General features: G+C 45.4%; 16 protein-coding genes and 1 riboswitch. Of the genes, 14 read left to right on the forward strand and 2 right to left on the reverse strand.

Annotation, left to right across the window (positions count from 1 at the left end; all coding sequences use genetic code 11):
* Positions 1-3 precede the first annotated feature (3 nt).
* Positions 4-1,257 (forward strand): MFS transporter, encoded by a 1,254-nt coding sequence (locus ABEW32_RS18890; protein WP_430190607.1) that lies wholly within the window; start codon positions 4-6, stop codon positions 1,255-1,257.
* Positions 1,258-1,328: 71 nt separating this feature from the next.
* Here ABEW32_RS18890 and ABEW32_RS18895 read toward each other — a convergent pair whose 3' ends face one another.
* Entirely contained in the window at positions 1,329-2,567 is a 1,239-nt protein-coding gene (locus ABEW32_RS18895; RefSeq protein ID WP_430190609.1) for an NAD(P)/FAD-dependent oxidoreductase, read from the reverse strand.
* Positions 2,568-2,680: 113 nt separating this feature from the next.
* Here ABEW32_RS18895 and ABEW32_RS18900 point away from each other — a divergent pair, with 113 nt between their 5' ends.
* The 12 genes from ABEW32_RS18900 (at position 2,681) to ABEW32_RS18955 (ending at position 11,402) form a co-directional block, all read left to right on the forward strand.
* The gene (locus ABEW32_RS18900; protein WP_142611785.1) at positions 2,681-2,917 is read left to right on the forward strand and encodes a hypothetical protein; all 237 of its coding nucleotides are present in this window, start codon (positions 2,681-2,683) and stop codon (positions 2,915-2,917) included.
* 33 nt (positions 2,918-2,950) lie between these two features.
* Positions 2,951-3,337, forward strand: a complete 387-nt coding sequence (locus ABEW32_RS18905) for a spore coat protein (RefSeq protein ID WP_430190611.1) — start codon at positions 2,951-2,953, stop codon at positions 3,335-3,337.
* A gap of 143 nt (positions 3,338-3,480) precedes the next feature.
* Entirely contained in the window at positions 3,481-3,981 is a 501-nt protein-coding gene (locus ABEW32_RS18910; protein WP_013370105.1) for an Lrp/AsnC family transcriptional regulator, read from the forward strand.
* A gap of 12 nt (positions 3,982-3,993) precedes the next feature.
* The gene (locus tag ABEW32_RS18915; RefSeq protein ID WP_430191977.1) at positions 3,994-5,205 is read left to right on the forward strand and encodes an aminotransferase class I/II-fold pyridoxal phosphate-dependent enzyme; all 1,212 of its coding nucleotides are present in this window, start codon (positions 3,994-3,996) and stop codon (positions 5,203-5,205) included.
* Between the two features lie 114 nt (positions 5,206-5,319).
* The gene (locus tag ABEW32_RS18920) at positions 5,320-5,526 is read left to right on the forward strand and encodes an aspartyl-phosphate phosphatase Spo0E family protein (protein WP_430190613.1); all 207 of its coding nucleotides are present in this window, start codon (positions 5,320-5,322) and stop codon (positions 5,524-5,526) included.
* A 100-nt stretch (positions 5,527-5,626) separates the two neighbouring features.
* Positions 5,627-6,196 (forward strand): hypothetical protein, encoded by a 570-nt coding sequence (locus ABEW32_RS18925; RefSeq protein ID WP_044788304.1) that lies wholly within the window; start codon positions 5,627-5,629, stop codon positions 6,194-6,196.
* Between the two features lie 18 nt (positions 6,197-6,214).
* Complete coding sequence (locus ABEW32_RS18930) at positions 6,215-6,778, forward strand: cob(I)yrinic acid a,c-diamide adenosyltransferase (protein WP_044788303.1); 564 nt, start codon at positions 6,215-6,217, stop codon at positions 6,776-6,778.
* Positions 6,779-6,799: 21 nt separating this feature from the next.
* Complete coding sequence (locus ABEW32_RS18935; protein WP_430191979.1) at positions 6,800-7,759, forward strand: RluA family pseudouridine synthase; 960 nt, start codon at positions 6,800-6,802, stop codon at positions 7,757-7,759.
* 44 nt (positions 7,760-7,803) lie between these two features.
* Positions 7,804-8,169: an arsenate reductase family protein gene (locus tag ABEW32_RS18940; protein ID WP_430190616.1), complete on the forward strand. Its 366-nt coding sequence runs from the start codon at positions 7,804-7,806 to the stop codon at positions 8,167-8,169.
* 71 nt (positions 8,170-8,240) lie between these two features.
* Positions 8,241-9,137, forward strand: coding sequence for a 5'-3' exonuclease (locus tag ABEW32_RS18945; protein ID WP_430191981.1), 897 nt, complete (start codon positions 8,241-8,243; stop codon positions 9,135-9,137).
* Between the two features lie 216 nt (positions 9,138-9,353).
* Positions 9,354-10,232 carry an ROK family protein gene (locus ABEW32_RS18950; protein ID WP_430191982.1) on the forward strand — a complete coding sequence of 293 codons (879 nt, stop codon included), beginning with the start codon at positions 9,354-9,356 and terminating at the stop codon, positions 10,230-10,232.
* Positions 10,233-10,394: 162 nt separating this feature from the next.
* The gene (locus ABEW32_RS18955; RefSeq protein WP_430190618.1) at positions 10,395-11,402 is read left to right on the forward strand and encodes an HRDC domain-containing protein; all 1,008 of its coding nucleotides are present in this window, start codon (positions 10,395-10,397) and stop codon (positions 11,400-11,402) included.
* A gap of 121 nt (positions 11,403-11,523) precedes the next feature.
* Here ABEW32_RS18955 and corA read toward each other — a convergent pair whose 3' ends face one another.
* On the reverse strand, positions 11,524-12,459 hold the full coding sequence (gene corA / locus ABEW32_RS18960; protein ID WP_430190620.1) for a magnesium/cobalt transporter CorA: 936 nt from the start codon (positions 12,457-12,459) through the stop codon (positions 11,524-11,526).
* 56 nt (positions 12,460-12,515) lie between these two features.
* Between corA and ABEW32_RS18965 the strand changes: the two genes are divergently transcribed.
* Complete coding sequence (locus tag ABEW32_RS18965) at positions 12,516-12,764, forward strand: hypothetical protein (RefSeq protein ID WP_430190622.1); 249 nt, start codon at positions 12,516-12,518, stop codon at positions 12,762-12,764.
* A 242-nt stretch (positions 12,765-13,006) separates the two neighbouring features.
* Positions 13,007-13,132, forward strand: a riboswitch (SAM riboswitch).
* The last annotated feature ends 90 nt before the right edge of the window (positions 13,133-13,222 follow it).

Below are 13,222 nucleotides of genomic sequence, written 5' to 3' on the forward strand. Positions count from 1 at the left end.
GCATTGAAATCTAACCTGAACGGACAATCCATTCTGCTATTAAGCTTGAATGGATTGTTTGTGTTTGCAGCAGCATTGTCTGGCACATTTCTTAATGTGTATTTGTGGAAAAGCAAGCAGGATTACGCGATGATCGGATGGTTTAATGTCAGTCAACAAATTGCACTGGGAATTATGGTTTGGGTGGCTGGAAAGTGGGTCAAGGAACATAACAAAATGAATGCCCTGCGCGTGGGAACCGCATTGTCCGGCCTATTTTATCTAATTGTGTTATATACAGGATCTCAGGCTGTAAACTACATATGGCCGCTCGGAATGTTGTTGGGTGCAGCATTAGGTTTATTTTGGCTGGCGTTTAATGTAATTTTTTTCGAAGTTACGGATCAGGCAAGTCGCGATCATTTTAACGGTTGGGTGGGCCTGCTGGGCTCGTTTTCCGGTATAGTGGGTCCTTGGCTTTCTGGTTGGATTATTGCGCGTATGGAGGATGATGCGGGTTATCGCGTGATATTCAGTATTTCCTTGGCCTTTTATGTCGTAGGAGTGGTGCTAAGTTTCTTTCTTCGCAAGCGTAAACCGACAGGAAGCTACAATTGGAAAGAGCCTAAGCAGCGATTGTCACAAAAAGGAAGCATGTGGCGTCCCTTGTCGTTATCACTTGTCACACAGGGCATCCGTGAAGGGGTGTTTGCTTTCCTGATTACGCTACTCGTGTATGTCGTTACTCAACAGGAATGGAAGCTGGCGCAGTTTTCACTTATTACATCGGGGGTGTCATTTTTCAGCTTTTGGGCTGTTGGAAAATGGCTCAAGCCACACTATCGCTCGGTGGGTATGCTGTTGGGTGCGGTACTGTTGGTGATTGCGCTTTTACCATTATTGTGGCGAATGGAGTATAGTACATTGTTGATTATGGGGATTGGCACGGCTTTATTCATGCCCTTGTATCTGATTCCTATGATCTCTGCGAGCTTTGATCTAATGGGTACGAGTGAAGGAGACGCTAATCAGAGAGTGGAACTGGTGGTATTGCGCGAACTATGCTTAATGATAGGCCGATTGACTGGAACATTGATTTTCTTGGGTGTCCTAAGTATCAGCAAGGCTCCTACGGCGATGATCTGGTTGTTGATTGGACTTGCGATGATGCCGGTGGTCGGATGGCTTTTCATGAGAAATGTGCTGAAAATGGAACAAAAAACGAAGCAAAGCAAGTCTCATTCCCATGCACGAGGTTGGCACAAGCAAACCGAATAAGTTGAAAATTAAATACCAAAGAACCTCCAAATCCGTTGATATAGGAAAAGGAGGTTCTTTTTGTATCTCATTTAAATCATCGGTTCTGTTGTCTCAGGCGAGGGTTTGGTAGGACGGGTCAGAGCAAAAAGCTCCATTTCAGGTCGCTGTGTGCCCGTCAGTTCATCAGCCAGTAGCTGTGCGGCCACCATACTCGTAACTGTCCCATTCCCCCCGTAACCCTCCAAAAAGTAGCAGTTTGGAAAACGCGGATGTGGACCAATATACGGCAAGCCGTCGTGGGAGGTGCCGAATACAGCCGCCCAAGCATAATCGATCTGGAATGGAACACCTGGAAAATGCTCCTGGAGTGCTTGCAGTAGCTGTTGCTGTTGGTGTATTAGCCTGGTTTCACGCTGCTTGGCGTCCAGTACAGGTTCATCCAAACCACCAATAATGATGCGCCCTTCCTGTGTTGAGCGCATATACAGATAAGGACGAGCCGTTTCCCAGATTAGACACTGTTCATGCCATAAGGACGCATCTTCGATTGGATTGGTGGCGATAGCATAAGAGCTTTCTAGCACGGCTCCGCGATCTGTTTTAATCTCTTGTGTTTCATAACCCGTTGCAAAAATAACTTTTTTTGCTCGGATAATCCCTCCGTTAGTATGACAAATGACCTCATGATCATTGAATTCAAAATGTTTAGCTTCTGTATGCTCGTATAAGCGAACGCCGAGACGGCTGGCAGATTGCAGCAATCCTTGGGCAAATACAAACGGGTTAACCTCGGCATCTTCGTGTGTATACAAGGCTGCCGGTTTTCGAAAAGGAAACCGAGCAGCAATCTGTTGCTCATCCCAGTATTCCACTGGAAACCCAAAACGGGTTAGCTGTTTGTATTCTTCCTGAAGCACCTGTACATCCTCTGCTGTACTTGCATAGTACAGGCTACTGCGGCGAATAAAGGAAGGGTCGTTATCCAGTGTGGCAGCCAGTTTATCTAGCTGATCCAGAGCATCCTTGCACATACGGTAAAACAGTACGCCATTCGTCTCTCCGAACGTGTTAATGAAAGAGGTTAAGGTCTTGTCATTGCTATATTGCAGCAGCCCCGTGTTGGCTGAAGAGCTTCCGTGTGCCAGCTTGCGCTTGTCAATAAGTACAGTATCCACCTGTCGTTCTCCCAATAACCGGGCGCAGATGGATCCACCCATCCCGCCACCGATGATCAGTACATCACAATTTAAATCCTCTGTCAAAGGCGGGAAATCCAGTGTGTGCTCCAAGGTACTCGGCCAATACGTATTTCCGCTTATCAATTCCATATAAATAGCACTCCTCATAGGTAATATATAGTATCTCGTGTGTGTACATAGTATTTCGCCAAATGGACAAGATAACCAGCGTGCAACAAAACATTTAAGGAGGCACAGAGATTATGCAATCTACGAACATGCAACCCCTGACAGGCAAGGAGCTGGAGTACATCGTGGACTCCATTTCCAATGAAGAACTACTGCTCAAACAATGTGCGGCAACAGCGGCATCTATTCAACAACCAGCCATTCAACAAGCCTGTTTGCAATTGGCAAGAACTCATGAACACCACTTGAACGTACTATCCAATGCTCTTCAACAGCATCAGCAGCTTGCTCCCATGCAACCGCAGCAGTAATTTGCATTTACCAATAAAGGAGGTTTGAACAGAATGTATTCACAAAACAATATGTCATTTATGCCCGAAGAAGATTTGCTCTATACCATTCTTGCTGATATGAAACGTACAGTGCGCGAGTACACAACAGCGACAACAGAATCCAATTGTCCTTCTGTACGTCAAATGTTCACCGATCTTACGAATGACACGTTGCGTCTGCAAGGTGATCTGTATCGTCTGATGAGTCAAAACAATATGTACTCCACTTCGTCTAAGGCGTTGCGTGTCGATTTGGACAAACAGATTCAAGAAGCTCGCAAAACTCAACAAGAATGCCAACAGTTCATTCAGCAGAAATCGTCATCCAACGGAGTATATGGTCAGCCTATGCATCAGCAAGGTCAGTCTGCTCACCAAAGCAACCCTTATTATATGTAAACGGGATATCTCGTTCTTGAAGCAATTTCCCATAACAGCCGTCCGTCTGCCGGGTTTACCGGGGCGGGCGGTTTTTCTTTGCAGGTTTAAAGTGCGTATTGTATGATGTATAGTAATCTCTTTCGATGGAGGCCTTATGTAGAATGACAGAGCTGAATGAATTGAAATTAAAAGTGCTGGAATTGTTAAAAGAAGATGCAAGAAGAACACCGACTCTATTGGCGACTATGCTGGGAGTAGACGAGCAAGATGTACGCACCTCAATTAAAGAACTTGAAGATCAACACGTGATCGTCAAATACGCCGCTGTAGTCAATTGGGACAAAGTCGACGACGAAAAGGTTACCGCTTTGATCGAAGTGCAGATTACACCAGAGCGTGGAAGAGGATTTGAAGGGATTGCAGAACGAATTTATTTGTACCCGCAAGTTAAATCGGTTTATCTCATGTCTGGAGCATATGATTTGCTGGTAGAGGTGGAAGGCCGCAATCTCCGAGAGGTCGCTAATTTTGTGTCGGAGAAGCTATCGCCTATTGACTCGGTTTTGTCTACCAAAACTAATTTTACGCTTAAAAAATACAAGCAGGACGGAATTATCTTTGAGGACCATCAGGAAGATAATCGTCTGATGATTTCGCCGTAAAGGAAGATCATGATGAATCTCAAAACAGAAGCATTTACCGACAGCAACAAAGCCATGAGCTCTTATTTATCCCCGTTGGTGCGCGAAATTCCATCCTCGGGTATCCGTAAGTTTTTTGACCTGGTAGGTGGCAACAAGGATATCATTACCTTGGGGGTAGGCGAACCGGATTTTACAACCCCTTGGCATATGCGGGAAGCGTGTGTCTATTCATTGGAGCGAGGCTTCACCAGCTATACCTCTAATGCGGGAACGCCAGAATTGCGTGAAGCGATTAGTGATTATCTGAATGAACAATTTGACGTCCGCTATGATCCCAAAAATGAGATTATTGTGACCGTTGGGGGGAGCGAGGCGATTGATCTTGCGCTGCGCGCATTAATTGTACCCGGTGACGAAATCCTCGTGCCCGAGCCATGCTACATTTCCTATTCCCCAATCACTTCGATTGGAGGCGGGATTCCGGTCGGCATTGAAACGTTTGCCAAGGATGAATTTAAACTGACGGCTGAGGCGCTGGAGGCCAAAATTACGCCTAAATCCAAGGTGCTGATCTTATGCTATCCGAGCAACCCGACCGGCGCTACGATGACTTATGAAGACTGGCTTCCGATTGCGGAAATCGTGGAGAAGCATGACTTGATCGTCATCTCTGATGAAATCTATGCTGAATTGAATTATGGCGATAAGCATGTCAGCTTTGCTTCGGTACCGGGTATGATGGATCGTACAATTCTCGTCAGTGGTTTTTCCAAAGCCTTCGCTATGACCGGCTGGCGTATTGGATATACATGTGGTCATCCTGATTTGATTGCAGCTATGCTCAAAATCCATCAGTACACCGTTATGTGTGCGCCCTCTATGGGGCAAGTTGCAGCACTGGAAGGCTTGCGAAATGGTATGGGTGAGAAAGACCGTATGGTAGAAGCCTATAATCAGCGTCGCCGTCTGATGGTTGAGGGATTCAGAGAGATCGGGCTGGAATGTCACGAGCCAAGAGGAGCTTTCTACGTTTTCCCTAGTATTCAAAGCACAGGACTCAGCTCCGATGAATTTGCACAGCGTTTGTTGACAGAGGCCAAGGTTGCAGCTGTACCAGGCAATGTGTTCGGTTTGGGAGGCGAAGGTTATCTTCGTTGCTCATATGCGACTTCTGTCGCTCAGCTTACAGAAGCTTTGGATCGAATCGGTCATTTTGTAGAAAAAGTAAGAAAAGAAGGTTAAAATTATTTTTTTATGGGTAATTCATAGAAAATAGTCTTTTATTTCTAAATTTCTATGCTATAATTTGAAATCGGAAGCAGGAAGTTCAATTTTTCAATTACAGGAGGAGTGCTCATGTCATATGCTGGATATAAGTCGCCGAGTTTAATAGGATACGACATTTCCCTGGAAGATGAAATTTTGTTCCTGCGCAATGAGATGATGCGGACGTTTCAGGAAGAGCAGTCCTTCACCTCTGATCTGGTCATCGAGATCAGTTGCAAGCTTGATTTGAAAATCAATGAATACATGAAGCTGTACGGTACGGAATGCAGAGTGTAACTGTGTGAAGTCACCATAGCTACGAAGAAGGCCGCAGGGCCTTCTTTTTTTGCGTTCACAACTTATGATATATTAATGGCATGGAAGAGGGGGCGTACATATGAGAGCAGGGCTAAAAAGGCTATCGCCATGGATCATCGGAATCATAGCACTTGTACTATTGGCTGGATGTGGGGGAAGGGACAAGGACAGCTTCTCCATATTTATAATGGATAAAGGGGATGCTTCAGTCATTCGTGACGAGTTGGCACAAAAGCTTAAGGATAAGCTGGGCGAACAGGCTCCGACGATCGAAATTTCAGTCAGCCCACTGTATAACCAGCAGAAGCTCGTCGTAGAATATGCGGCTGGCGAGCATGATTTGTTTCTTTTGCCAGAAGAGGATATGAAGTTGTATGGTCAGAACGGCTCGAATCTACCGTTAGATGATGCCTTTGACAAGAAGACGTATGCCCGGGGTGTGTTCGAGGGCGGTGTATTTAAGAAGAAAGAGCAAGGGGAAGAAGGAACGGATGTAATCAAGGAAACTCATTTGTTCGGAATTCCGGTGGAGCAGATGAAGATGTTTAAGGATCTAAAATATAACTCAAACACATTATTTGCTACCGTACCGCCACGCACAAGCAATAAGGAAGAAGCCATCAAGGTGCTGAAAGCACTCACGGAATGATAAAGGGGATGAAATAGTATGGGGATTTATACCAGAACAGGTGATGAAGGACAAACTTCTGTGATCGGCGGTCGAGTGTCCAAAGATGACGACCGTGTGGAGGCGTACGGTACCATTGACGAGCTGAACAGCTTTGTAGGACAAGCAATCAGCTTTGCCGAAGGGGAAAAGTTTGCAGATATTCGAATCCAATTGGAAGAAATACAGCAGGAACTGTTTGATTGTGGTTCGGATTTGGCATTTGTTAAAATCAATGAAAGCAAATATAAGGTCAAAGATGAGCTTGCAGAGCGGCTTGAAGGCTGGATCGATGCATGTCAAGAGGAAAATCCGAAGGTAGAGCGTTTTATTATACCGGGTGGCAGCACATTATCTTCGACACTCCATGTTTGCCGTACGGTTTGCCGACGCGCGGAACGCCGTGCTGTTACACTAGGTAAACACACAGATATTAATCCTGCGGTACGTCGGTATTTGAACCGCCTGTCCGATTATTTCTTTGTTGTGGCCCGCACAGCGAATGTGCGTCAGGGTGTGCCCGATGTCGAATATGTGCGCAGCAAAAAAGTGTTCCGCAAATAAGGAGGCAATCGGGAATTTGTGATGAGCTTGTATTATGAACCTATCGTATATATGGTCCCTCCTGAAGAGGAGGGGATGCTGTTGAAGACCATTCTCCAAAAACGTATGAACATTTCTCGCAAGCTCATATCCAAGCTCAAGCTAACTGAACAGGGTATTATGCTGAATGGGGTACGTGTGTATATCAGCGTAAAGGTGAAGTCCGGCGATCGAATAGAGATTCGCATGGAGCGCGAGCGTTCCGATGATATTTTACCCGAACTCATTCCTTTTGAGATTTTGTTTGAGGATGAACATCTGTTAGTAGTGAACAAGGCGGCGGGTATGATTGTCCATCCGACTCACGGTCATTATACAGGGACGCTGGCGAACGGAGTTGTGCATTATTGGCAGACCAAGGGAGAGCTGTTTCGGTTTCGTCCTGTTCATCGTCTGGATCAGGAGACGACGGGCGTGTTGGTTGTAGCGAAAAATCCGTATGTCCACCAGCATATTTCCGAACAGATGATTGCAGGAACGGTGGACAAGCGCTATACGGCTTTGGTGCATGGGCGCCCTGAGCAGCAGGAAGGCAGGGTGGACGGACCGATTGACCGCAACCCGGCTAATCCGCATTTGCGTATGGTGACTCCGGATGGTTATCCTGCCCTAACGCTATACAAGCTGGAGGAAGTGTGGAACGAAGGAAGCCGCATTGCTCTAAAGCTGGAATCCGGGCGTACGCACCAAATTCGGGTGCACATGACATATATCGGTTGCCCGTTGATCGGTGATAAAATGTATCGGATGACACCTGATGACGTTGTGCAACGGGAGCGATATGATCAGCTTGATGCCAGGATGCCTCGACAAGCTCTACATGCTTCAGAATTGTCGTTGGTACATCCTGTGACTGGGGAGCGGATGACGTTTTGCGCTCCTTTGCCGGATGATATGATCGGAATGCAAGAGCTATTAAGGGCTCAATATCATCCAGAATAAATTATTCAACTAAAGATTGAAACCAAATGGAGGTTAATCTAGCGATGAGCCAACTGAAAGTATACCAGTATTCTAAATGCAGCACCTGCCGTAATGCAGTGAAATGGCTGCACAATAAGGGTCATGAGACGGAACTGATTCCTATTTTTGAACAACCTCCTGGCCCGGAGGAATTGGAGGACTTGATTCATAAAAGCGGATTGGAGCTGAAAAAGTTTTTCAATACAAGCGGTGAAGTGTACAAAGAGTTAAAGCTGAAAGATAAGCTTGGAAATATGAGCCGTGAAGAGCAAATTTCGCTTTTATCCTCGAATGGAAGATTGATCAAACGTCCAATTGTAACCGACGGGAGTAAAGTAACAGTAGGATTCAAAGAGGAAACATTTGAGGGGACATGGGGGGCTCGGTAAAGCCCAATTTGCCCCCACAATATGTTATACTGTGGGGGTTAAATATTATGATGAATGGAGCAATACAATCTGTGACACAACGCAATGAACAATCCGTAATGCTGGTTGACGGCATGGCTCTGCTTTTTCGTGCTTATTATGCTACCGCTGCAAACGGTTATATCCGTCGTACAAAAGCTGGAGTACCAACGAACGCCATATATGGTTTTATTCGATATTTTTGGGATGCAGTCCAAACCTTTAATCCTACACATGTCATTTGCTGCTGGGATATGGGCGGTACAACATTCCGTGGGGAACATTTTGCTGCGTATAAGGGCAACCGAGCTGACGCGCCAGATGATTTAATTCCTCAATTTACTTTGATCCGTGAAGTGACGGACAGCCTTGGTATTCCCAACATTGGAGCAGAAGGCTTTGAAGCAGACGATTGTATCGGTACGCTTGCACGTCATTATTCGCAAAATGAAGACATGGATGTCATGATTCTCTCAGGAGATCATGATTTGCTTCAATTGGTAGATGAGCGAACACGAGTCATTATTATGAAAAAAGGCCATGGCAATTATATGGTATATACCCCGGAGACGCTACTGTCAGAAAAAGGACTTAAGCCGCGCCAAGTGGTAGACATTAAAGGCTTGATGGGTGATGCAAGTGACAATTACCCGGGAGTACGCGGAATCGGTGAAAAAACGGCCCTCAAGCTGGTGCAGGAATACGACTCCATTGAAGGCATTCTGGAAAATCTGGATCAATTGACACCGTCGGTGCGCAAAAAGATCGAGAGTGATTTGGATATGCTGCATCTTTCACGCAAGCTTGCTGAAATTCACTGTGATGTGCCTGTGGCGTGTGCATTGGACAGCTGTCTGCTGACGCTGGATCACGTGCAAATTGTCGATAAGTTTGAGCAGCTTGAAATGAAAAGCTTGTGTACGTTGATGGGTGTCGCTACCGGATCTTAATGAAGCTGTTAGGCTTGGGCTGCGCCTTTCTGGCAGAATAAGTTATACAGGGATACTGACGCTAGGGCGTTAGTGTCCTTATTTCTATGCAACTATCTCAGCTTAGATATATAACCATGTGAAGGATTTTATACAATTGTGATCAGGGGATTGACCTTAAGCGAGTTTCGGGTGAATATAGTGAAGAGAGATCATGGAGAGGGGATTACAGCAGCTATGACAGTATTGGGAGCAATTGAGGCAGGCGGCACTAAATTCGTATGTGGAATCGGAAATGAACGTGGGGAGGTCTTGGAAAGAGCAAGCTTTCCAACAACTACTCCAGCAGAAACTATGGAGAATGTCATCGCATTTTTTGAAGGCAAAGGGATTGAAGCGCTGGGTATAGGCTCATTCGGACCAATTGATCCTATCGAAGGCAGTGATACATATGGTTATATTACAACAACACCAAAGCCGCATTGGGGAAATTACAATCTGATTGGCAAACTGAAGGAACATTTTGATGTACCTATGGGGTTTGACACAGATGTGAATGGAGCAGCATTGGGTGAGTCCATTTGGGGTGCAGCTAAAGGATTGGACAACTGTCTGTATATTACAATAGGTACAGGCATCGGAGCGGGCGCTTTGGTTGGCGGAAAGCTTGTACATGGATTATCCCATCCGGAAATGGGACATATTTTGGTACGTCGCCATCCAGAAGATACTTACGAGGGTACATGCCCATATCATGGGGATTGTCTGGAAGGACTGGCAGCGGGACCGGCACTCGAAAAAAGATGGAAGGTTAAAGGGAATGAGCTTTCTGTTGATCACCCGGCATGGGAAATGGAGGCGCATTATCTGGCACAGGCTTTAATGAGCTATGTACTCATCCTGTCACCGCAAAAAATTATTATGGGCGGCGGAGTCATGAAGCAGAATCAATTGTTCCCACTCATTCGTACCAAGCTTCAAGAACTCTTGAACGGATACGTACAGCATCCGAGTCTGACTACAGATATTGAGCAATATATCGTATCTCCGGGATTGGGTGACAATGCTGGTTTGTGCGGTGCTTTGGCTTTGGCAAAGGAAAAGCTCAATTCTTAGAATTTATAGTTGACGGTACTCCAAGGTCCGGTTATCATATAGGCAACAGCATAGTACGGATCAAAGAGGGAAGCACCTTTCTTGCAAATACGCAGGAGAGGTGCTTTTTTGCGTTTTGTATTGTGCGGGTCAGTATTTCAACCATATGAGGGAGGAAAAATGATGGAAATTGTATTTTTAAACCGCTTGTCCAAACAGAATGAAGAAGGCTGCGAGGACTTTGCACAGGTATGGATTGGGCAGCATGAAGGGAAATGGAGTGCAGGCTGGAGCACCCACCATGTGCCGGATGCAAGTATAGACGATCTATGGTATGAAGGTAGTCTGTGGCAGGAACTACTGCATGTATACCGTCATGAATTGGCGCTCAAGATGGCTGAGGGCTATAGGCCTCTAATTCATGGCATTTTTCATGAGCAAGAAGGATCATCAGGACGTGGACAAACGCTACAAAAGCTCTATTGCTATAGTGATTTGTATCCGCGTGATGAGGTGTATGAACAATTGACATTGTGGAGACGACAAAAGGCAGCAACTGAGCGAAAAGCACCTTATTTTATCGCTACGAATCGGCTACTTCGACTCATCAGCGTCTATCTTCCTCATACCGAAGAAGAATTGTTAGAATTGCCTGGTGTGGGTCAGGGTAAGGTATCGCAATATGGGACGGAGCTATTGGCTATTACGAAACAAAATGATCGGACCACGCCATTTCCGCTGAACTGGGTAACAGAGACACTGGAGGAAGAAGTTTTTTTGTCATGGCTGTACAAGCAGAAAGAGAATCAGTACAGGCAGGAACTGAATAAATTTAGCTTGACTAGAGCGATTATGGAAGGCATTTCGGATGGTCTTTCACTAGAGCATATCGGAATGAAGACAGGCCTGCACCGTCGAGAAATGATAGAAGCTGTGGAGCATTTGGATAGGGATGGAATGGATATGGAGAAGCTGATCTGCAAGGAATTGGCACATGTATCTGAGGAGGAGCAAGCAGCCATCTGGTCTGCTTATGCAGAGTTGGGAGATACGCTGCTCAAGCCTATTATGTTAAAAGTATATGGAGAAGAAAAAGCAACGGAAGCAGGACTGGATCAAATTTATGAGCGATTGCGATTAGTCCGTATACGGTTCCGCCATCAGGAGGTACCTGACCGACATGTTGGATAATGTAGAGACGCATGGAAGTGGCATAAAGTACAAATAGGTCCAACAAAGCAAAAAGCAGCAGCGAATTCCTCACAGGAAACGGCTGCTGCTTTTGATGACCAAGCTTGAAAATCGAAATAATTCAAACCCAGTCCTTCTTGCGGAAAATACAGAACATACTGACACCTAGTGCCACCATAATCCCGATGACGACAAAATAACCATAACGTGTATGAAGCTCAGGCATATTATCAAAGTTCATCCCATATATTCCGGTAATGACCGTCAACGGCATAAATACGGTTGTAATAGCCGTAAACACTCGCATGATTTCATTAGCACGGTTGGCAATACTTGATTGATAAGCTTCTCGAAGGTTCCCCATCAAGTCGCGATAAGTTTCGAAAGTCTCCGAAATTTTCACAGCATTTTCATAAATGTCGCTAAAATATTTTTGTAATTGATCGTCGATAAGTCGCAAATCCCGTTTGTTCAGGGTATTGATGACTTCCTTTTGCGGGCCAAGCACTTTTTTTAGCCATAGAATCTCACTGCGCAAGCCTATGATTTCGTTCAAATGCGACTTTTTTGTATGCATTAGAATGTCTTCTTCGAGCTTTTCAATGCGAACCTCAATCCGGTCACCAACCAGAAAATAGTTGTCAACGATCAAGTCGATCAATAGATACATGAAACGGTCAGGCTGGCTGACTTCCTGCTCCCATAGCATCGGCTTAAGAGTACGAAGCTCATTGATTTTCTGCTTGGTCACCGTAATGATAAAATGGCGGCCGAGAAAAATGTTCAAAGCACGTAAAAATATTTCCTCATCATCAAACCGAATACTGTTTACAACGATAAAATAATGGCTTTCATAAATTTCGATCTTTGGGCGCTGTTCTTCTTCACTCAAACAGTCTTCTACTGCAAGATCATGCATGGAAAATAAAGGCTGAAGTACTGTCAGATCCTCGACATCGGCATCAATCCAATAAAAGCCTTCTGCCGGTGCAGTGAGCGCCATTTCAATTTCTTCGACAGGGGTAAAAACCCCGTTATTAACCAAACGGATTTTCATATACGTCACTCCTTATGCTCCGTCGTAACGGAAATACGTTTACCTAAGCATAAGGAATGGACTCAGTTAGCCAGTTAGCCGGTACGGGTAAGCGTGCAAAACATCAAAAGCTGAAGGCTTTTGGAGCATGCAGAGCCTGGCGTCCCGTCTTTCGGCAAGCTGAAGTCATTCCTATGCTGTTGTTCAGGGATCGCCGCCTATTCGGACTCGGGTCGCCTTCCATTCCGGATTCACCTCACCAATGTTCTTTTTTAGGTTGCCACAGTAGTGCAGAAAACACTCTCAACTACACGGCTGCACCATAATTTTGCCTAGTAGCACTTGTATAGTATAACGCTCGGCCTACGGCCTTTCAAGCGCAAAATCATGGGCTAAATCAACAGCAATCATAAGAGCTTCTGCGACAGAGGGATATGGTTTAACCTATGGAAAAGGTAGACAAAATGTGAATGCAGGGCACAAATTTATAAACCTATCTTGACGAAGCCCAGCCGATGCATTAAAGTGAACAACAAGAACTTTGTGAACCTAAAATGAATATAGCGAAATCTTATCAAGAGCAGGTGGAGGGACTAGCCCGATGATACCCGGCAACCGGCGATTTTAATCGCACGGTGCTAATTCTTGCAGGACTCGCGCTTTATACAAAAAGCGTAGCCCTGACAGATGAGAGAGGCGCATATGGATACAAATATGACCTTTCTCTAACCGAGAAAGGTCTTTTTCTTATATGGCGGCATCTCTACCAGACGATTTTCGCACA

Source organism: Paenibacillus jamilae, from assembly GCF_050482105.1.
GTDB lineage: Bacteria > Bacillota > Bacilli > Paenibacillales > Paenibacillaceae > Paenibacillus > Paenibacillus jamilae_B.